The sequence below is a fragment of the Neobacillus sp. BF23-41 genome (assembly GCF_041106275.1).
In genome coordinates, this window is record NZ_JBGBPR010000003.1 from 327,033 (window position 1) to 347,416 (window position 20,384).

18 protein-coding genes, 1 other RNA gene and 1 other annotated feature are annotated in these 20,384 nt (G+C 40.3%); of the genes, 3 read left to right on the top strand and 16 right to left on the bottom strand.

The annotated features are described in order from the left end of the window. Positions 1-299 precede the first annotated feature (299 nt). The 9 genes from AB7942_RS07500 to cymR form a co-directional block, all read right to left on the bottom strand. Positions 300-1,379, bottom strand: coding sequence for an AI-2E family transporter (locus AB7942_RS07500; protein ID WP_369446358.1), 1,080 nt, complete (start codon positions 1,377-1,379; stop codon positions 300-302). Positions 1,380-1,510: 131 nt separating this feature from the next. Further along, positions 1,511-1,648, bottom strand: a complete 138-nt coding sequence (locus AB7942_RS07505; protein WP_369446359.1) for a YrzQ family protein — start codon at positions 1,646-1,648, stop codon at positions 1,511-1,513. 86 nt (positions 1,649-1,734) lie between these two features. Next, the gene (locus AB7942_RS07510) at positions 1,735-1,926 is read right to left on the bottom strand and encodes a hypothetical protein (RefSeq protein WP_168245164.1); all 192 of its coding nucleotides are present in this window, start codon (positions 1,924-1,926) and stop codon (positions 1,735-1,737) included. Positions 1,927-1,937: 11 nt separating this feature from the next. Beyond that, on the bottom strand, positions 1,938-2,414 hold the full coding sequence (locus AB7942_RS07515; protein WP_369446360.1) for a PRC-barrel domain-containing protein: 477 nt from the start codon (positions 2,412-2,414) through the stop codon (positions 1,938-1,940). 33 nt (positions 2,415-2,447) lie between these two features. Continuing rightward, positions 2,448-4,892, bottom strand: a complete 2,445-nt coding sequence (recD2, locus tag AB7942_RS07520; protein ID WP_369446361.1) for an SF1B family DNA helicase RecD2 — start codon at positions 4,890-4,892, stop codon at positions 2,448-2,450. A gap of 32 nt (positions 4,893-4,924) precedes the next feature. Further along, entirely contained in the window at positions 4,925-5,578 is a 654-nt protein-coding gene (locus tag AB7942_RS07525) for a tetratricopeptide repeat protein (protein WP_369446362.1), read from the bottom strand. Between the two features lie 85 nt (positions 5,579-5,663). Continuing rightward, positions 5,664-6,782 carry a tRNA 2-thiouridine(34) synthase MnmA gene (gene mnmA / locus AB7942_RS07530; RefSeq protein ID WP_369446363.1) on the bottom strand — a complete coding sequence of 373 codons (1,119 nt, stop codon included), beginning with the start codon at positions 6,780-6,782 and terminating at the stop codon, positions 5,664-5,666. A gap of 39 nt (positions 6,783-6,821) precedes the next feature. Beyond that, positions 6,822-7,964 carry a cysteine desulfurase family protein gene (locus AB7942_RS07535; RefSeq protein ID WP_369446440.1) on the bottom strand — a complete coding sequence of 381 codons (1,143 nt, stop codon included), beginning with the start codon at positions 7,962-7,964 and terminating at the stop codon, positions 6,822-6,824. Between the two features lie 45 nt (positions 7,965-8,009). Continuing rightward, complete coding sequence (gene cymR / locus AB7942_RS07540) at positions 8,010-8,429, bottom strand: cysteine metabolism transcriptional regulator CymR (protein WP_088089084.1); 420 nt, start codon at positions 8,427-8,429, stop codon at positions 8,010-8,012. Between the two features lie 172 nt (positions 8,430-8,601). On the opposite strand from cymR, the gene AB7942_RS07545 reads away from it, so the two are divergent. After that, positions 8,602-9,873 (top strand): replication-associated recombination protein A, encoded by a 1,272-nt coding sequence (locus AB7942_RS07545; RefSeq protein WP_369446364.1) that lies wholly within the window; start codon positions 8,602-8,604, stop codon positions 9,871-9,873. Positions 9,874-9,934: 61 nt separating this feature from the next. Here the strand turns inward: AB7942_RS07545 and AB7942_RS07550 are convergent, their stop codons facing one another. Together AB7942_RS07550 and AB7942_RS07555 are read right to left on the bottom strand one after the other, a co-directional pair. Next, positions 9,935-10,879 (bottom strand): ABC transporter permease, encoded by a 945-nt coding sequence (locus AB7942_RS07550; protein ID WP_369446365.1) that lies wholly within the window; start codon positions 10,877-10,879, stop codon positions 9,935-9,937. Beyond that, the gene (locus AB7942_RS07555; RefSeq protein ID WP_369446366.1) at positions 10,872-11,801 is read right to left on the bottom strand and encodes an ABC transporter ATP-binding protein; all 930 of its coding nucleotides are present in this window, start codon (positions 11,799-11,801) and stop codon (positions 10,872-10,874) included. The genes AB7942_RS07550 and AB7942_RS07555 overlap by 8 nt, the downstream gene beginning before the upstream one ends. A gap of 186 nt (positions 11,802-11,987) precedes the next feature. Here AB7942_RS07555 and AB7942_RS07560 point away from each other — a divergent pair, with 186 nt between their 5' ends. Further along, positions 11,988-12,899, top strand: a complete 912-nt coding sequence (locus tag AB7942_RS07560) for an NERD domain-containing protein (protein WP_369446367.1) — start codon at positions 11,988-11,990, stop codon at positions 12,897-12,899. A gap of 767 nt (positions 12,900-13,666) precedes the next feature. On the opposite strand, the gene AB7942_RS07565 is transcribed toward AB7942_RS07560, so the two are convergent. From AB7942_RS07565 to AB7942_RS07585, 5 genes are all read right to left on the bottom strand, one after another. Then, on the bottom strand, positions 13,667-14,434 hold the full coding sequence (locus AB7942_RS07565) for a tRNA threonylcarbamoyladenosine dehydratase (protein ID WP_369446368.1): 768 nt from the start codon (positions 14,432-14,434) through the stop codon (positions 13,667-13,669). 161 nt (positions 14,435-14,595) lie between these two features. After that, positions 14,596-14,793: non-coding RNA, 6S RNA (gene ssrS, locus AB7942_RS07570), on the bottom strand. A gap of 66 nt (positions 14,794-14,859) precedes the next feature. Continuing rightward, entirely contained in the window at positions 14,860-16,629 is a 1,770-nt protein-coding gene (gene aspS / locus AB7942_RS07575; RefSeq protein ID WP_369446369.1) for an aspartate--tRNA ligase, read from the bottom strand. 14 nt (positions 16,630-16,643) lie between these two features. Beyond that, positions 16,644-17,915: a histidine--tRNA ligase gene (gene hisS / locus AB7942_RS07580; RefSeq protein ID WP_088089091.1), complete on the bottom strand. Its 1,272-nt coding sequence runs from the start codon at positions 17,913-17,915 to the stop codon at positions 16,644-16,646. A gap of 197 nt (positions 17,916-18,112) precedes the next feature. Beyond that, positions 18,113-18,354, bottom strand: a binding site (T-box leader). A 61-nt stretch (positions 18,355-18,415) separates the two neighbouring features. Continuing rightward, positions 18,416-18,592 (bottom strand): hypothetical protein, encoded by a 177-nt coding sequence (locus tag AB7942_RS07585; protein WP_166253587.1) that lies wholly within the window; start codon positions 18,590-18,592, stop codon positions 18,416-18,418. Between the two features lie 167 nt (positions 18,593-18,759). Between AB7942_RS07585 and AB7942_RS07590 the strand changes: the two genes are divergently transcribed. Then, entirely contained in the window at positions 18,760-20,307 is a 1,548-nt protein-coding gene (locus tag AB7942_RS07590; RefSeq protein ID WP_369446370.1) for an N-acetylmuramoyl-L-alanine amidase family protein, read from the top strand. Positions 20,308-20,384 lie beyond the last annotated feature (77 nt).

Sequence of the window (20,384 nt, forward strand, 5' to 3'; positions counted from 1 at the left end):
CCAAAAACAGGGACGAGAGCTTGTCTCGCGGTACCACCCTGATTACGGATACAAAAAACGTATCCATCTCTCAATAATCCCTTAACGCAGGAAACGGCAGTGGTTAGCTGCACTCCAGATTAGCTTTCTGTCGTCCTTCATCTAGAGCTTCTTTCAGCCAGGGAAGCTCCTCTCTTCTACGCAAATGCGTTACAGATGGTCTCTACAACATACTCAATCCTTCAACATTTTCATACAAATAATCATTCTATATCACGAATTATAGCTACCCGAAAAAAGTTTGTCAATCTATCACCCGCTTATGTGGAAGGTTCTTTTGCTTTCCTGCGAATAAAATGATTTTTCGCGTGAATAATAGCCACTTTTATTACCACTAAAACAGGAACAGCCAAGATAAGTCCAAGTATTCCACCGACTTCCCCCCCAGCGGTTAACGCCATCATGATTATTAAGGGGTGCATATGAAGACTTTTACCTACAATCAATGGAGATAGGATGTTTCCTTCTAGAAATTGAAGCCCAAAAACAATCACCATTGTAATCACAACTAATTTTACGGACGATGTGGCAGCGATGATGACTGCTGGTACAGCTCCGATGATGGGTCCAAAATAGGGAATGACATTGGTCACTCCAACAATCAAGCCTAAAATTAAAGAGTATTTTAGATGAAATATCCAAAACAAAAGGGCTGAGACACTGCCAATGATCACACATACCAGAAGTTGACCTCTTATGTAACTGCCCAGCGATTCATCAACGTCTTTTAGGAAAAGTGTCCCCTTCTTCCGCCACTGTTTAGGGGTAATATACCATAGGGATCGTTTAATCAATTGAAAATCCTTTAGCATATAAAAGGCAATGAACGGAATGATCATCATAATTAATGCAGAATTAAAAAAACTAATTAAAATATTTACAATGACCGACAAAAGAGAATCGAGCTTTTTTTCAAACGCATCAATTCCATCATTAATTCTAGTTTGCAAGCCGTCGGGCCATTCTCTTGTATGCGATTGAAGTTTATCAACCCAACCTCTGTATTGCTCTGCTAAAACAGGCGCGCTCTCGGAGAGGTCTTTTATTTGGTCGATCATTGCCGGAACTCCTTTATAAACGCAAATGCCAAGACCACCAAAAAATAAAATATAAATAAGAAAAATAGCGAGTCCTCGATGCAAGCCTTTTTGATGTAATTTTTCGACAATCGGATGCAGCAAATAGGTGATAAATCCTCCGATCACAAAGGGGAGGATAATAATTATAGCTACCCTAAAGACAGGCATCCAAACAAAGCGGATTTTTAGAAACACATAGATGGCACTTAATAAAAGGAGTAAAAACCCGATGCGGTAATACCATTTCATTTGAATCTCCACGTTTTAAGCCTCCTTTTCATGTTAGTTTTAGAGACACTTGGTGGAATTATGCATCAGAAAAGCGGTAGCGCATGTTAACAGGTATGAACCGAAACGCAAAAATCCCCCTCCAATTTGAGGGGGATTCAGTTCTAAAATATCGCGCGCCTTACTTTCTTTGTCATTCTTTTCATATTTCGGGCTGACATCATATTGTTTCTTGAGGCCACAGTATAGGCAGCCATCCCAGCACCAATAGCAATCATCGTCGTCGTCATAATTTTATTCATACGTTTCACCTCTTTAATAGACGTTAAATAAGTTTACATGGTTAACTTTGATAACGGTCTAACACAAGCGCTTCCGCTTTTTTATCTTAAAGGGTGTAACGACGCTCTTCTTCTTCAAACAAATCATCTAAGGAACTAAGTGACCCGTCTTCTTCGACTTGATGGGTACTGATTAGGCCTTTGTTTACTGTAAGTTCAATAAAGCAATTCCAGCAATAATATTGGTTGATACCAATTTTACCGATATCCTTGCTTTGACAATTGGGACACTTAAACATGGAAAGACACCTCACGTATTATTTACGTCTACGATAATGGCATCCTTTCCGATAGCTAAGGGCTTCCCGGATTGAATGACTTGTTTGCCTTCCGTAAGATCCGAAAAGAAGCCATCCGTGATTTCGTACCCTATGATTGTGCCCAATTCTTCCTGAAAATATACATCTTTTAACAATCCAAGCGATTCCCCGCTCTTAGATAGCATCATCATTCCATTTAGAGAATGTTGATGAGTAAGTGTATATTCTGGGTCATCTTTCAGTTTTACCAAATGGCCGTCGTCATCAATCATTATTCCATCTAAGCCGAAGGAAGCCACTTTCTCGATGTCCAGAAAAAAGGATTGTTTGAAAAAAACGCCTTTTTTAATCAATAAGCCGTTTACCTTACCGTTACTTGAGATACATAAATCACAAACCTCACCAATTTTCTGGCCGCTTTTTGTATTAAAAACAGGCTGTCCTTTCAGTAACGAAAATGTCCGCAAAGAGTGTCCCACCTCCTGTGAACATTTATAGTGTTAGTCATTTAACATAAAATCATAAGGTGAAACGTTTTCCATGCCAATCATTGGATCTTCCTGTATGAAAAGATCCTCGTAGGACAAGCCATCGGTAGAATTTTCACCTTCTGCTGATTTAGGAACGATTGATTCATGATTTTCTCCAGCATTTGGTCTAGCAGTAATCGATTCTTGGAGCTTTTGGCATAGGGTTGTTTGTCTAGAGAGTTCATCCGCTCTTTCTACTCCCATTTTAAGCGCATCTACTTCGCCGCAAAGGATCAAGGATTGTTTACTTCTGGTAATCGCTGTATAGATCAAATTTCTACGTAACATCCGATAATAACTTCTTGTCACTGGTAAAATGACAATCGGGAATTCACTGCCCTGCGATTTATGAACAGAACAGCAATATGCATGCGTGATTTGATTTAAGTCCTGCTTTGTATACTCGACTTCATTCCCTTCAAAGGAAATATAAATCATATCCTGCTTTTCGGTATTTTCCTTCGCATAAATTATCGAGATGATTTCCCCAATATCCCCGTTAAAAACATTACTTTCAGGTTGGTTTACAAGCTGTAGAACCTTATCACCGATCCGATACTTTACCTCACCAAAAGCAATTTCCTTCCTCTTGCCGTCAGGGTTGGGATTAAATATCTCTTGCAGCAATACATTTAAACGGTCGATTCCAGCAGGCCCTCTATACATGGGGGCTAATACTTGAATATCCTTTGCCGAATATCCTTTATTCTTGGCATTTAATGCAACTTTTTCAACAACCTGAGATACTTGCGCTGTTGAACATTTGATAAATGAACGGTCTGCTTGCTTCACCGTAATATCGGCAGGTAAATAACCCTTTTTGATTTCATGGGCAAGTTCGATTATTGAAGAACCCTCTGCCTGGCGATAAATATCGGTTAGGCGGACCGTGGGAATCCGTTCAGATTCCAGCATATCCTTTAAAACCTGGCCTGGTCCTACGGAGGGCAATTGATCCTCATCCCCGACTAGAATGACTTGAATATTTTCAGGGAGTGCCTTAAACAGTTGATTAGCAAGCCAAATATCAAGCATCGACGTTTCATCGACAATGATAATTTTCCCTTCAAGCGGGCTCGCATCATCACGGTCAAATCCTTCCTGCCCATTAAATCCGAGGAGACGATGAATGGTTACCGCTGGAAGTCCAGTCGATTCACTCATTCTTTTTGCCGCTCTACCAGTCGGTGCTGCAAGCAAAAATGGGAATGGCTCCCCCTTTTTATGGTAATCCTTAGGCTCTAAGGTACAGCCATGCAATTCGGCATAAAGCTCAACAATCCCTTTAATAACAGTCGTTTTTCCTGTTCCAGGTCCACCTGTTAAAATCAACATCGGCGACATTAACGCCGTTTGGATGGCTTCTCGCTGCGTCGGTGCATATTGGACCCCAAGCCGTTCCTCTAAACTTCCTAACGATAGCAGAAACTCAGATTCGGGAAATTGATCTTTATATTCGGTTTGTTCAAGGATCCGGTGGATATTCGTCACAAGCCCTTTTTCTGCAAAATATAAAGAAGGCAAGTAAACGCGTTTCTCTTCCCCAATTAATTTACCCTCTTCTTGCAGCTTAATGACTTCATTGGATATATCTATGTAGTCGATTTGATCACGCTTGTTATCTTCTAATAATGCTTTTACTTGCTCCAATAAGTCTTCAGCATTTATGTATACATGCCCTGTTTGCATGCTTTCATTTTCAAGGATGTAGAGACAGGCCGCTTTGATCCGGTCAGGATGGTTCCCGGAAATACCCAACTGGTAGCCAAGCTCATCGGCTCGGCCAAAACCGATTCCTTCAATATCCTCAACCAGTTGATATGGATTCTTCTGCATAATGTCAAGTGTTTCATCTTTATAGGCTTGATAAATCCGCATCGAAATCTGCGGTCCAAATCCATATTGATTTAAAGCAACCATTACTTGCTCGAGTCCTTGATGCTCCATCAACGTATCGTAAAGTAATTTTGCTTTTTCAGGAGGGAGCTTTGGGATGGAGTCCAGCAAAGACGGCTGATTAAGAATTTTGGATATGGCGTCTTCTCCTAAGGTTTCTACAATGTTTTCAGCGGTCTTTTTTCCGATCCCTTTGAACATTTCTCCAGATAAATAGTTGATAACCCCTTGTTTCGTTTGGGGCATGTCCTTGCGAAAATGATTGGTATGAAATTGCATCCCAAACTTTGGATGATCCTTAAATTCTCCGAAAAAGATATAGGTTTCTTGTTCATGAATTTTCGGAAAATAACCGGTGACCACTGCTTCTTTGTCCTCATAAGGATGATTTGTTTCATCGACGCGAATCCTTAGCACGGTGTAAAGGTTTTGTTCATTGTGAAAAATGGTCACAATCGGTCTTCCTTTTACGAATTTTCCTTGTTCAGTAAATAAATCAAGTGTATCTTGCTTTTCCATTCGGCTCCCTCCTTTCTGAAAAAATAAGAAAATTACTGGTTACCTTCGATTAAATTTTTCGCGTGACCAGCAAGTAAATGGTCGGGTTGAATATCAAGTGCTTTATTAAACATTTCAACTGCCTTCGCAGGATTTTCTTGAAAAGCGTAGGTGACACCTAAATTATAATAGGCATCGGAATGTTCCGGATCTAGTTCGATACATTTTTCAAATTGAATCACCGCTTCAGAAATTAACTCAAGCTGCGCAAGACATAACCCATATTGAAAACGTGCTTCCGCATCATTTTCATTTAACTCGACGCTTCTTTGTAAATACGGAAGCGCAAATTTCCCTTGATCCAACTGAACAAGTGTCAACCCTAACATGAAGTAATTGTCACTTGATTGCAGACCTTTTTTCATAGCTGTCTCAAACATATTCTTGGCTTCGTTGAAGAGGTCGTTACTAAATAACAAGGTTCCAATACTATAATAAGCCGCCGCAGCGTTTTCATCTATTTCAATTGCTTTTTGATAAAAATTCAGTGCCTTTTCGTCGTCCCCAACAGCGGAAAGTACATTTCCGAAATTAATATAGGCAACGGGGTCGTTTGGGTTTTCTTGAATGGCTTCATTAAAGGCCTTTGCCGCCTCTTCCAGGTTGCCATCATGCATGTATTGCACACCTAATTGGTTTTTATCCATTTATTTCAGCTCCAATCCTAAGTGAAAGTATATCATATTTTATAAAAAAAAAACCTGACTCCTTAAAAAGGAATCAGGGTCTGTATTAGCCGACATATGTTAACTGTTCACTATTTTTAAAGACGTGGTCAATTGTCCCTCCGCCAAGACATTCATCGCCATTGTAAAAAACAACAGCTTGTCCTGGAGTGATGGCACGAATCGGTTCATCAAAAACGACCTCAACTTGAGCATCTTCTAAAAGTCGCACGGTTACTTTATGGTCTTCCTGACGATAGCGGAATTTTGCCGTGCATGTAAATTCAGCAGGCTTTTCTCGGTCCGATACCCAGCTTACGCCGACAGCAGTAATCGAATCTGAATATAGTTTTTCATGATGAAAACCTTGGCCCACATAAAGGACATTTCTTTCTAAGTCCTTACCGATGGCAAACCAGGGTTCACCCGCTCCACCAATTCCTAAGCCATGTCTTTGACCGATCGTATGATACATTAACCCCTCGTGCTTGCCTTTGACCTCACCATCGAACGTCTCCATGTTTCCTGGCTGAGCTGGGAGATATTGACCTAGGAAATCTTTAAAATTTCGTTCCCCGATGAAACAAATCCCTGTGCTATCTTTCTTTGTAGCAGTGGCAAGATTCGCTTCTTTGGCAATTTCACGAACTTTTGGTTTTTCAAGATTACCTATCGGGAACATAACTTTACTAAGCTGTTCCTGCGTCAACTGGTTCAAGAAATAAGTTTGGTCCTTATTGTCGTCAAGACCGCGGAGCATCTTATATTCTCCATCACGATATTCAACTTGTGCATAATGACCAGTAGCCAGATAGTCCGCACCTAATTTCATTGCATGCTCTAAAAAGGCTTTAAATTTAATTTCCTTGTTACACATGACATCCGGATTAGGTGTCCTGCCTGCTTTATATTCTTCAAGGAAATAGGTAAATACCTTGTCCCAATATTGTTTTTCAAAATTTACCGCATAATAGGGGATCCCGATTTGATTGCAAACGCGAATGACATCCTCATAGTCTTCGGTTGCCGTACAAAAACCGGTATCATCCGTGTCATCCCAGTTTTTCATAAAAATGCCGATGACATCGTACCCTTGCTGCTTCAACAAAAGTGCTGCTACGGAAGAATCTACTCCCCCTGACATTCCAACAACAACCCTCGTGTTTTTTGGATCTTTTCTTTCCATTGATTTTCACCTCTCTTATGCTGCAAAGTCGTCGAAGATTTATTTTTTCAGACGAGTAACAACTTTAGCTGTTTCCTCAGCCGCCTTGATTACTTCCTCGGTTGTCGTATTATAGCCAAAGCTGAAACGAATCGAATTAGTTAATCGTTCTGATTGTTTCCCAAACATGGCAACAAGCACGTGGGAAGGTTCAATTGAACCCGCAGTGCAAGCCGAACCGCTCGAAACAGCAATTCCCGCTAAATCGAGATTAACTAGCATTGCTTCCACACTTGTCCCAGGAAAGCTTAAGTTTAATACATGTGGCAAAGAATATTCAAGCGATCCGTTTCTGTCAAATTCTACATCTAGCTGACGGAGCCTTTCCATCAAGTTCTTTTTCAAATCAAAGAATTTATCACGCTTGTCTGTACGTTCTTCATGTGCAATCAACACAGCTTCATGAAATCCAACAATCGCCGCAATATTTTCCGTCCCAGCACGTCTTTTTCTTTCTTGCTCACCGCCGAAGGAACGAGGAGACAGTTTCACATTGGACCTGGCATAAAGAAATCCTGTTCCTTTTGGCCCGTTGATTTTATGGGCAGAGACAGATAACAAATCAATCTGGCTTTCATTGACATCAATGTTTTCGACACCGTAAGCCTGAACGGCATCGGTATGGAATTTCGCTTGATGATCTTTTAATAACTGTCCAATCTCGGTAATTGGTTGGAGTGTGCCAACTTCATTATTACCATACATTATCGACACCAAAATGGTATCTTCCCTTAAGGCAGCACGAAGTTCAGTCATTGATATTCGCCCTGTTTCATCCACAGGTAAATACGTGACTTCAAAGTCCATTTTTTCTAACTTTTTGCAAGCATGAAGAACCGCATGATGTTCCGCTACGGAGGTAATAATATGCCTGCCATTTTGCTGATAGGTTTCCGCAACCCCAAATAACGCCATATTATCTGCCTCGGTTCCTCCACTTGTAAAAATAATCTCGTTTTCCTTTGCACCAATGCTGTCCGCTAGCACCGCGCGCGCTAAGTCAATCTGGTGCCGTGCTTCCCTGCCAAAAGAATGGATGCTTGAGGGATTTCCGAAAGTTGATTTCATCACCTCGAGCATTTTTTCAATAACCCTTGGATGCATGGGAGATGTGGCAGCATGGTCGAGATAGATTCGTTCCACATTTACACCTTCTATCAAAATAATTCTCCAATGTTACTTTTTACCCTAAATATAAAACATATAACCATCCGGCTCTTCATCATTACTATGATTTGCTAAATCTTCTAACGTAGTGTTTTCCAAAACATCCTTAATAGCATCCCGAATCCGAATCCACAGTTCCCGTTTGGCTGGTTCTTCATCTTCAATACCTTCAACAGGTGTGATCGGTCCTTCTAGGACACGAATGACATCACCAGCCGTAATTTTAGATGGAATGTCTGTTAAGATATAACCACCGTATGCACCCCTAATGCTTTTTACTAAACCTGCATTCCTCAATGGGGCAATTAATTGTTCCAAATAATGTTCAGATAAATCATTTGCTTGCGCAATCGTTTTTAATGAAGTCGGGCCCTCACCATGTTTTTTAGCAAGTTCAATCATGATCGTCAGACCATAGCGACCCTTTGTTGAGATTTTCATACCGCACCTCTATTCATATCTATATTAAAAATAAAAATCCTTAGTAATTTGATAGGCATTAGAATTATATCATATTCTTCTTTAATATGCTTTTTCAAGGAAAAATGATAATGTAAAGCTAAACATAATCTAAATGACAATTAGAAAAACCTTTTTTTTGGAGAGATGTAACATGCAGCAAAAGCCTTTAGCCTTTCGGATGCGGCCTCGAACGATTGAAGAAGTTGTCGGACAGGAGCATCTGGTAGGTGCAGGAAAAATAATTTCAAGAATGGTGAAGGCCAAACAGCTGACCTCGATGATCTTGTATGGACCTCCTGGTATTGGCAAAACTTCGATTGCCAGTGCAATTGCCGGCAGCACAAAGTACGCTTTTCGAACACTGAACGCGGTGACGAATAATAAAAAAGATATGGAAATTGTTGCTGCTGAAGCAAAAATGTCAGGAAAAGTTATTCTGCTCCTCGACGAAGTCCATCGTTTAGATAAAGCAAAGCAAGACTTTTTATTACCTTATTTAGAAAATGGAATGATTGTATTAATCGGTGCTACGACAAGTAATCCCTACCATGCCATTAATCCTGCGATCCGGAGCCGCTGTCAGATTTTTGAGTTAAAGCCGCTAACACCGGATGAAGTCAAGCAGGCCTTAATTCGCGCCCTGGAGGATGATGAACGCGGTTTTGGTAAATTAAAGGTTGAAATTGAGGATGCCGCGTTAATGCATTTTGCACAAGGTTCGAATGGTGATGTAAGGAGTTCTTTGAACGCACTAGAATTAGCGGTACTCTCAACCGATAAAGATGACAATGATCTTATCCATATCAATGTCGAAACAGCCGAAGAATGCTTGCAGAAGAAAAGCCTTGTTGCCGATAAAGACGGGGATGGCCACTATGATGTCTTGTCAGCCTTTCAAAAGTCGATACGTGGCAGCGACGTCAATGCTGCTCTTCATTATCTAGGCCGATTAATTGAAGCCGGTGACCTGCCGAGTATCAGTCGCAGATTGATTGTCATCGCCTATGAAGATATCGGACTAGCCAACCCACAAGCAGGCGCGCGCACGTTAGCTGCGATTGAAACCGCCGAAAGAATTGGTTTTCCAGAGGCAAGAATTCCACTTGCAAATGCCGTGATTGAACTATGCTTATCACCAAAATCTAACTCGGCTGTCTTAGCCATTCAGGCCGCACTCGAAGATATTCAAAAAGGCATCGTCGGCGAAGTACCTGACCATCTAAAGGATGCCCATTATAAAGGGGCAAAAGAGCTTGGCAGAGGAATTGACTACAAATACCCACATGACTATGAAAACGGTTGGGTACCGCAACAATATTTACCCAACAAATTAAAACACAAACAATACTACCAACCAAAGAAAACCGGAAAATTCGAGCAGGCACTTGCTATTGTCTATGAGAAACTATCAAGGAAGAAATAATAATAAGGGTGTCAGGCACCATGTGAAAAATTCACATGGTGCCTGACACCCTTTTCTTTATCTAGGCAGCCACATCTCGTTTTTTGAAGACAAGAAAGGCTAATAATTGGAATGCTATAAAGTAGATGAGGAGCATGATGACTGAGAATGACATTGACATTCCTTCCATCATGGGTGTCCCGTCCACATATTGCATTAGATCGGTGTTGGCAAACAAGATGTATTTGGCCCAGCTAAACTTTATCGAAAGCAATACTGTAAATTGAGCCCCTGTGAATAACAAAAATAATGATAAGCCAATTGCTAGAGAACTGTTCCGGAAAACTGATGAAATCATAAACGCCATCGTCGCAAGCATTATCGTGTCAATCGATCTAAACCCATAATAAATCATTAGATAAACAATAATATTTTGCTCCGATACCTGCCCATTGGCATAATTCAAATACGGCACAGGATGGTCTGGCGTTCCAAACAGGATGGCACCAAGTAAAGTAGAGAAAGCAAATAGGATAGCCAACATCAGCAACGCAAACAGTAAAACGGTAAGATATTTGGATGCTAAGATTTTGCTGCGATTTATCGGCCGGATTAATAATAGCTTGATGGTACCCCAGTTGAATTCACTCGCAACAATCCCTGCCGAAATAATTATCGTAAATAATCCTGCTAGGATAATGAGTTGTGACGCATCTTTTACGAACGTCCAGACATTATATTTTTCATTATAGGGAATATGATGCTTTATTCGGTAGTCATTAATAGCAATTTCTTCCTTATAAAACTGCTTCTCCAGCTTCGAATTGCTTTGCTTCATCTGCTTCTTTAGTGCATCATTTTCCTGCTGTGATGTTTGTTCCCAGTTTTTATCGAGGTTGAAATCCTGTTCCTGGTATTTATGAAAAATACCAAAAATAGATATGATAACTATCAGGATGGCAATCATTACATACGTTCCAGGGCGTCTAAAAATTTTCATCCATTCATTTTTAATTAAATTAACCACGACTTGGCGCCTCCTTTTCGGTTGTCAGTTCAAGGAAGCGATCTTCTAACGTCTTCGCTACTTCTTTGATCGCAAAAACTTGAATTTCCTCTGAAACAAATGTTTTCACTAGATTCGGAATTTCTTCTTTTGGAAGTTCCACAGTTATACCATTCCTTGAACTTTTAGCTCGAACATTGGGATAGTGGATCTCCAAAAGTGCCAACGCCTTTTCGCTAGGGACTACTTCCATTTCATAGGTCATTTCAGTTTCACCGTGGACTAGTTCATGGACAAGCTGCACATCGATCAAGCGCCCATTTTGAATAATCCCAATCCGGTCACACATCATTTCCATTTCTGAAAGCAAATGACTTGAAACGATCACGGCTAGGTTTTTTTCACGTGCCAGGAGACGGACATAGTCACGAATTTCCCTTATTCCAGCAGGGTCTAAACCGTTGGTTGGTTCATCAAGGATTAACACCTGTGGATCATGCAATAGACACTGTGCTAACCCTAATCTTTGTCTCATACCCAGGGAGTAGGTTTTTACCTTGTCATTTATGCGGTCAGTTAATCCCACAAGTTCCACTGTTTCGGCAATCTTCTCCTTAGAAATTCCTTTTGACATTCTTGCATAGTGGACCAGGTTTTGATAGCCAGTTAGAAATTTATACATTTCCGGATTTTCAACAATCGCACCAATATAACGCACCGCGTCTTCAAAATCACTTTTAATACTTGAACCGCCAACACTGATATCCCCTGATGTCATACTCATTAAACCAACTATCATTCGAATAGTTGTAGTTTTCCCAGCTCCATTTGGACCTAAGAAACCAAATACCTCGCCTTTGTTTACTTGAAAGCTAATATTATCTATTATGGTTCTTCCTTTAATTACTTTTGTAACATTTTTTAACTCAACGATTTTTTCCAACCTCTCACTCCTCTCAATGTATCCTCACATAGTTTATCTTATTGCAGAAGTATTTACCTCATAAAAAGGTTATCACCAAAAATGATTTCGGCAAATTTTAACAAAATATTCTTATACTTTCCCCTAAACCTACCCTCTTTTTTGTAAAATAAGATTAGGTTCTATTAAAATGAGAGGAAGTCGACTATGGCATTAAAGTCTCGTTGTGAGTCGAAGGAATTAAAAATTATGAGATCTTTAAACATACGAAGTAATTTATCTCCAACAGAAAAGAAGTACTTTTTTAAGCTTGAAAAAGGCTACCAAGGTGAATTGATGTTTGATCTGTTAACCGAAAAGCTTCAAGGTGATATGTTAGTAATAAACGACTTGTGCCTTGAGGTTAACGACACTGTGTTTCAAATTGATACTTTAATCATTGCTCAAGATAGGATTTATCCATTTGAGGTAAAAAACTTCTCCGGAGATTATTATTACGACACTGAAGGGTTCCATAAAATATCCGGGCCCGATATAACTAATCCATTAGACCAGATAAGACGCAGTAAATTATTACTCCTCCAGTTGCTTCAAAATCTTGGCTATAATATACCCGTTGAACCAACCGTCATTTTTATCAACCCCGAGTTCACCTTATATCAAGCGCCTCTTAACCAGCCGATTATTTATCCAACTCAGATTGATTGTTTTATGAAAAAGTTTGATGGGACACCGTCAAAACTAAATGACAGACACAAAAGGTTAGCGGACCGATTAATATCTTTACATTCGAACGAGTCACCCTATCCGACCCGATTACCTACTTATGAATATCGAAAACTTAAGAAAGGTATGGCTTGTAAAAAGTGCGACTCATTGATGATTTCTGGTGAGGATAATATTATTGTTGTGTGTAAAAAATGTGGGTATGTAGAACCGGTTGAATCAGCAGTACTACGTAGTGTCGTGGAACTAAAGTTCCTTTTCCCAGATATAAAAATTACCACTGTTTTGGTTTATGAATGGTGTCAGGTAGTAAAGTCTAAAAAGATGATTAGAAGGGTACTAATGGAAAATTATAAAGCAATAGGGTATGGTCGATGGTTCTATTTTGAATGAATCGTGGATTGTATCTTAAATTGAGAAAAACATTTATCATAAATACCCTTTCCTTCTTTTATTAATAAGTTTGGTCACTTAGTGGATCCTAAGTGACCATTTTCTTTTGCTTTTCATATTCACAATCACATAAAACATAAGATGTTGCCATCCCATCATTCTATTTACGGTTTCGGCCACGTAGACCCTTCCTACGTTACCCTTCCATCCTTTTTTGAACGGTTCCGGTCACGTAGACCCTTCCTACGTTACCCTTCCATCCTTTTTTGAACGGTTCCGGTCACGTAGACCCCTCCTACGTTACCCTCTCTTCCTTTTTTGAACGGTTCCGGTCACGTAGAACCCTCCTACGTTACCCTCCCATCCTTTTTTGAACGGAATCTGTCTCGTAGAGCCCTCCTACGTTACCCTCCCATCCTTTTTTGAACGGTTCCGGTCACGTAGAGCCTTCCTACGTTACCCTCTCTTCCTTCTTTGAACAGTTTCGGCCACGTAGACCCTTCCTACGTTACCCTCCCATCCTTTTTTGAACGGAATCTGTCTCGTAGAGCCCTCCTACGTTACCCTCCCATTCTTTTTTGAACAGTTTCGGTCACGTAGACCCTTCCTATGTTACCCTTCCATCCTTCTTTGAACGGTTTCGGTAACGTAGAACCCTCCTACGTTACCCCCCCATCCCTTTATTCCAAGTTTAAGTAAGCCTAGAACCTTACTACGTAAAAAAAATAACCCTAAACGAATAAAAGTTTAGGGCCCCACTATAACGCTTATTTCTCATCAGATACTCGTTGGATTTTTATGCTGCTCAATAATTGTCTTACCACATAGCTTGCCATGATCAGACCTGCCGCAGATGGAACAAAGGCATTGGATGCTGGAGGCATCTGTGCTTTGCGGATAGGTGCATTTTCATTGCCGACTTCTTTTTTAATATCCTCACGAATAACTATCGGACTTTCATCGGAAAAAACAACCGGAATCCCTTTATGGATTCTTTCCTTGCGCAGCTTCGTACGGATGACTTTTGCGATTGGATCCGTATGAGTTTTCGAAATATCAGCAATCTTAAAACGGGTTGGGTCCATTTTATTGGCTGCTCCCATACTTGAAATAATTGGAATATCTCTCTTCAAGCATTCCTTCATTAAATGAATTTTATAGACAATCGTGTCAGAAGCATCGACGACAAAATCCAAATTATGGCTGAAAATCTGTTCATAGGTCTCTTCTGTATAAAACATTTTTAATGAAATGACTTCACAATCTGGATTAATATCTTTGATCCGCTCTTCCATAATCTCTACTTTAGGTCGACCAACAGTGGAAAGCAAAGCAATCAGCTGTCGGTTGATGTTGGTAATATCAACATCATCTTTATCTATTAAAATTAACCGGCCAACGCCAGAACGGGCCAGAGCTTCAGCAGCAAAGGAACCTACCCCGCCGATACCTAAAACAGCAACCGTGCTATTTTTCATAATATCAAGGCCTTCTTTGCCGATGGCAAGTTCATTACGTGAAAATTGATGCAGCATTATGTTCACTCCAATTTATTAAATTCGTTAAGTTTCTTTTTCCCGATTAAAAATATATCATACACTCCATTAAAAACAAGTATCTTGATAGGAATAATAAAGTTGGAAAGCAAAATAAAACCTCCCGCAACGTTCAGGAGGTTGGTTTTAAGCAAATAGAAAAGAGTCCCAATTATGCCGTCACTCTTAATTCCTTAGTTTTGATCCCGCACTCAGCAGGTGGGTGTCCTATTCCCGAAATTGTAAGTCCCCTTACCCGTATAAGGGTGAGGCATTTACGCAATCAGGAAACTCTAGACTCCCGTATAAATAATGTTCGGTCAAAACTTCAGGCAACGCAACGTACATTTCAGGACTCTTCTTTGATGCTTTTATAATAACATATTAAAAATCGGTATTCAAGGATTCATGAAAGCGATTTCCTGCTATTTTTTTACATTTAGTGACAAATTTAATTCCTTTAATTGCGCCTCAGAAACTTCACCAGGTGCGTTCGTTAACAAGCAGCTTGCACTTGCGGTTTTTGGAAAAGCAATCGTGTCCCTTAAATTCGTACTGCCAGCAAGCAGCATGACTAATCTATCAAGACCGAGCGCGATACCACCGTGTGGAGGGGTTCCATATTCAAACGCATTTAACAAGAAACCAAATTGTTCCTTTGCTTCTTCAGGTGTAAACCCAAGTACGCTGAACATCTTTTCTTGGATATCACGTTCAAAAATCCGGAGTGACCCTCCGCCTAATTCATAACCATTTAAGACAATGTCATAAGCCTGGGCACGTACTTTAGATGGATCTGAATCTAAATACTCTAGATCTTCCCTAAACGGCATCGTAAACGGATGATGGGCAGCGTAATAACGACCATCCTCTTCATCATACTCAAGAAGCGGCCAGTCCGTGACCCATAAGAAATTGAACAAACTTGGATCAATTAAATCTAAATCTCTAGCCAGCTTTTGTCGAAGTGCACCTAAAGCATCGGCGACAACCTTCTTCTTATCAGCAACAAACAGAAGCAAATCCCCTGATGAAGCTTCAAGCGTACTCGTAAGTGCTTTTGCGTCTTCTTCAGAGAAGAATTTTGCAATCGGACCCTTAAGTCCTTCTGCGTCCACCTTAAGCCAAGCAAGCCCCTTCGCGCCATACACAGCAACGAAGTCTGTTAAGGCATCAATGTCTTTACGTGAGTATTTCTCAGCTGCACCTTTAACATTGATCGCCTTAACTTGCCCGCCATTTGCCACTGCCGAAGCGAATACTTTAAAGCCTGAGTCCTTGACGATTTCTGAAAGATCGACAAGCTCAAGTCCAAAACGAGTATCAGGTTTATCCGATCCAAACCGGCTCATTGCTTCGTCGTAAGTCATGCGTGGGAAGGCAGCAGGTACGTCTACTCCTTTTACTTCTTTCATTAACTTCGTCATCATTTTTTCCATCATACCCATGATATCTTCTTGGCTTAAAAAGCTGGTTTCGATATCGATTTGTGTGAATTCAGGCTGACGGTCAGCACGTAAGTCCTCATCGCGGAAACAGCGCGCAATTTGATAATAGCGTTCAATTCCACCTACCATAAGTAACTGTTTAAAAAGTTGTGGTGATTGTGGTAACGCATAGAATTCACCCGGATGAACACGGCTTGGCACTAAATAATCACGTGCACCCTCAGGTGTACTTTTTGTCAAAATGGGTGTCTCAATATCTAAAAAGCCTTCACCGTCTAGGAAATCCCTGATTTGCTTTGTTACTTGGTGACGCATTTTTAAGGTTTCAAAAATCACCGGACGGCGGAAGTCTAGGTAACGGTATTTTAACCGAACGTCCTCTGAAGCATCGGTTTTGTCAGAAATCATGAATGGCGGTGTTTTCGCTTCATTAATGATCGTTACTTTTTCCGCTTGCACTTCAATTTTACCTGTTTTCAAATTCTCATTGAAGGTTGCCTCATCGCGGGCTACCACAGTACCCACAATATCTAAAACAAATTCGTTACGGATCTTTTCAGCAATTTGCAACGCTTCTTTAGATAAATCTGGATTAAAAACTACTTGAACAACACCTGAACGGTCGCGAAGGTCGATAAAAATTAATCCGCCAAGGTCGCGTCTTTTTTGGACCCAGCCTTTCAAGGTTACTTTTTCACCAACTGCTGATTCAGGTACTTCCCCACAAAAATATGATCTGCCAAACATAAAATATCCTCCCCTTATTCCTGCAACTCTTGGAATTGTTTAATAAAAGTTGCTAAATCGATTTCTACTTGCTCACCAGTCGCCATATTTTTCACATTAATTTTATTATTTTTAAGCTCCTCATCGCCAAGAACCGCCACATATTTTGCTTTTAGACGATCGGCTGCTTTAAATTGAGCTTTAATTTTTCGATTTAAATAATCTCTTTCTGCTGAAAAGCCAGCCCTGCGCAGCTGCTGCAACAGTCCGACCGTGTAATCCTTTGCTTCTTCCCCTAGTGCAGCCAGATAGCAATCAATGCTTTCGTTAATCTCCAGCTCGATTCCTTCTGCATTAAGAGCCGCAATAAAACGTTCGATACTTAAGGCAAATCCTATTCCAGGCGTTTCAGGACCGCCAATTTCTTCAGCTAGCCCGTTATAACGGCCGCCTCCACAAAGCGTGGTAATTGCCCCAAAGCCTTCCGCATTACTCATAATTTCGAATGCGGTGTGGTTATAATAATCCAACCCGCGCACTAAGTTGGCATCCACTTCAAAGGGAATATCAAGCTGGGTTAAATAGCGCTGTAATTTTTCAAAATAATTCTTTGAAAAATCATTCAGAAACTCAAGAATCGATGGCGCTGTTTTCATTAATTCATGCTCACGGTCCACTTTACAATCCAGAATACGGAGCGGATTTTTTTCAAGACGATTTTGACAATCCTGACAAAACTCGCCAATTCTTGGTTTAAAGTGATTGACTAACGCATCGCGGTGGGCGTTCCGACTTTCCTTGTCACCCAAACTATTAATAATCAGCTTCAGCTTTTTTAAGCCCATTTCTTTATACAAGTTCATCGCGAGCGAAATGACTTCTGCATCGATAGCAGGGTCATTACTGCCTAAGGCTTCAATTCCAAACTGAACAAACTGGCGAAACCGTCCTGCTTGTGGGCGTTCATATCTAAACATTGGCCCCATATAATAAAGCTTTACAGGCTGATTAGGCAGCCCAAACATTTTTTTCTCGACATAGGAGCGAACTACCGCAGCAGTTCCTTCAGGTCTAAGTGTGAGACTCCTTTTGCCCCTGTCTTCAAATGTGTACATTTCCTTTTGAACAATATCGGTGCTATCGCCAACGCCTCTTGAAAAAAGATCGGTATGTTCAAAAATTGGGGTGCGAATCTCCTTGTATTGATATTTCTCACAAAGTTCTCTAGCTTTTGCTTCAATCAGCTGCCACTTTTCAACCTCTCCGGGTAAAATGTCTTGCGTTCCCCGTGGAATGCTTATTGACATAGTGGAAAACCTCCTCATTTAATCAGTTATGTAAGTATAGTGTCTAGCTCCATTAGAGTAAGCTTCGAAAGCGATACCTCGCACGAAAGAAAAGCGTTAGCTTTTCTAAAAGAGCGTCCAGCGGCTAGTGGACCTCGCTAAACGGACGCTTCCGCTTTTCTTTTAAACAACAAAAAACTCCCATCCCTTGTACGAATACAAGGGACGAGAGTTATAATAATCCCGCGGTGCCACCCTAGTTGAAGGCATAGATTTCATGCACTTCCTCTTTAACAGTTAACGCCTGCTACGTTCTTCTCCTACTAAAGTTGATCCTTTTTCAGAGAGAAGCCTACGGAGTGTTCCTTCATTAAGTTCCATGTAGAAATGCTTTCAGCCTAGGGCATTTCCTCTCTTTTCATGACTGTGCTTAATTACTATGCTCCATCATTGGTTATGTCGCAATATGTCATTTTATTTTATTAATATTACGGAGCATCGATGGTAATGTCAATAGTGTTTTATGATCTTTCTAAATGTTTTTTTAACTTTCTGACATCACCGATCGTTAATCCAAATTCTGATGCCAGTTCAAACGAGGTAGTATGCTGTTCCTTTTGAATAAAATCATGAAAATCAACTCCGAAAAGTCGTCCATCCATTGACTGGATATTCATTCCTTTTTCACTCGCTCTCATTCTTAATCACCTCTGCCCTTTCTTCAATACTGATATTATTTCCACCATTCGTGAAAAACTTGCATAATCAATAAGTATTTCTCAATTTATTGGACAATATTAGCAATTTAGGAATGATTTTCAGCTTTTAATACGTTAAAATTGAATTATTAGAAAAGGAGGGGGTTATGGTCAAGAAGTATAGTTTATTGCTATTATCTATTATTCTTATTTTTGGAGCCTTCCTTCCTCAAGGGAAAAGTGTAGCAGCGACAGGTTCCATTACTATTTCCACCGATTTAGTCAATATCCGCGGCGGCCCAGGCTTGAGTTATCCCCTTGTAAAAATAGCCAATCGGGGCGAGAATTATCAGATTGTAAAGGAGCAAGGTGATTGGATTCAAATTCAATTATCATTTGGTAAAACTGGCTGGTTAGTTAATTGGCTAGTCACAAAAGATAACGATTTCCAACAAGATAGTAAACCAGAAAGTACTGCTACGAAAAATAATATTGGTATCGTCAATGGTGATACATTAAACATAAGACGTGAACCCTCCACATCGAGTCCCGTTATTGGGAAATTAACAGGTGGGACAAGCGTAACCATTTATTCTAAACAAAATAATTGGTCAGAGGTTGGCTTTTCTAATTTAAGGGGATGGGTCAGTTCTGAGTTTATTGACAGCCAATCATCAAGCGCTCAAAATGGCACGACTCAAAACGAAAAGACTACCAGTACCGTCACCGGAACCGTAACAGCGAATAGTCTTAGTATTCGCTCAGCGGCCTCATTTAATTCAAACCTCATTGGGACTGTAACCTATGGTTTAAGTTATAAGATAATAGAAGAGAAGAATAACTGGGCAAAAATAGAATACAAGACTGGTAGTTTCGGATGGGTTGCCGTATGGTATCTTGATAAAAAAACAGTGAAATCCCAATCTGGACAAGCTGTGAAGGAAAGTATCATTACGATAATACATAACGGGACAAATATCCGAAAAGAACCAAATGTGCAGTCAGGTGTCCTCGAGCGTGCAAATAAGGGCAGTAATTATTCCGTTAAAAGGGTAATTAATGACTGGTATAAGATTAAGCTGAAGAACGGAAAAACAGGGTATGTTGCTGGCTGGCTTGTTTCCATTAACGGAACGAAACAACAGATTGAAAAGCCAGGAGCCGAATTATATCTTAAAAATAAAACCATTGTTCTGGACCCAGGACATGGCGGCGTGGATAAAGGGGCTACCGGAGGCAGCGGAACATATGAAAAAGAGCTTACACTTAGGACATCCCAGCTTTTATCTAATAAATTAAAAGCCGCAGGAGCTAATGTTTACGTAACGAGAAAAAATGATTCTTACTTACAACTCGCTGCACGAGTGAATATGGCACGTAATTACAAGGCGGATGCTTTTATCAGCCTTCATTACGATAGTAATTTAGATCGTAGTGTTCGTGGAATGACTGGCTTTTATTATCATTCCTATCAAAAAGCCCTGGCTGAATCCATTTTTACATCAACTATTGGACAAACAAAATTGAAAAACCGTGGGGTGCAGTTTGGCGATTTCCATGTGATCCGTGAGAATAGTCAAAAAGCTGTTTTAATAGAACTTGGCTATTTAAGTAACCCGGAAGAAGAAATGACGATAAAATCCAGTGGATTCCAAGAAAATGCCGCTTCTGGTTTGTTTAATGGATTAGCCAGATATTTTAAAGAGAATGAATAAGGGCCTTGGAAGGTTTCTACAAATTCCTCGATCTAGCAAACGCCAAAATTATAGGTACTCCAAGGAGCGAAAAGATA

Excerpts from the sequence above, each read along its gene's own strand:
- cymR (WP_088089084.1), bottom strand. The coding sequence starts at position 8,429 with ATGAAAATCTCAACAAAGGGTCGCTATGGTCTGACGATCATGATTGAA.
- AB7942_RS07545 (WP_369446364.1), top strand. The coding sequence starts at position 8,602 with ATGCAGCAAAAGCCTTTAGCCTTTCGGATGCGGCCTCGAACGATTGAA.
- AB7942_RS07525 (WP_369446362.1), bottom strand. The coding sequence starts at position 5,578 with ATGGATAAAAACCAATTAGGTGTGCAATACATGCATGATGGCAACCTG.
- AB7942_RS07510 (WP_168245164.1), bottom strand. The coding sequence starts at position 1,926 with ATGTTTAAGTGTCCCAATTGTCAAAGCAAGGATATCGGTAAAATTGGT.
- recD2 (WP_369446361.1), bottom strand. The coding sequence starts at position 4,892 with ATGGAAAAGCAAGATACACTTGATTTATTTACTGAACAAGGAAAATTC.
- AB7942_RS07505 (WP_369446359.1), bottom strand. The coding sequence starts at position 1,648 with ATGAATAAAATTATGACGACGACGATGATTGCTATTGGTGCTGGGATG.
- mnmA (WP_369446363.1), bottom strand. The coding sequence starts at position 6,782 with ATGGAAAGAAAAGATCCAAAAAACACGAGGGTTGTTGTTGGAATGTCA.
- AB7942_RS07585 (WP_166253587.1), bottom strand. The coding sequence starts at position 18,592 with ATGAGAGCGAGTGAAAAAGGAATGAATATCCAGTCAATGGATGGACGA.
- AB7942_RS07590 (WP_369446370.1), top strand. The coding sequence starts at position 18,760 with ATGGTCAAGAAGTATAGTTTATTGCTATTATCTATTATTCTTATTTTT.
- aspS (WP_369446369.1), bottom strand. The coding sequence starts at position 16,629 with ATGTTTGGCAGATCATATTTTTGTGGGGAAGTACCTGAATCAGCAGTT.
- AB7942_RS07560 (WP_369446367.1), top strand. The coding sequence starts at position 11,988 with ATGGCATTAAAGTCTCGTTGTGAGTCGAAGGAATTAAAAATTATGAGA.
- AB7942_RS07565 (WP_369446368.1), bottom strand. The coding sequence starts at position 14,434 with ATGCTGCATCAATTTTCACGTAATGAACTTGCCATCGGCAAAGAAGGC.
- hisS (WP_088089091.1), bottom strand. The coding sequence starts at position 17,915 with ATGTCAATAAGCATTCCACGGGGAACGCAAGACATTTTACCCGGAGAG.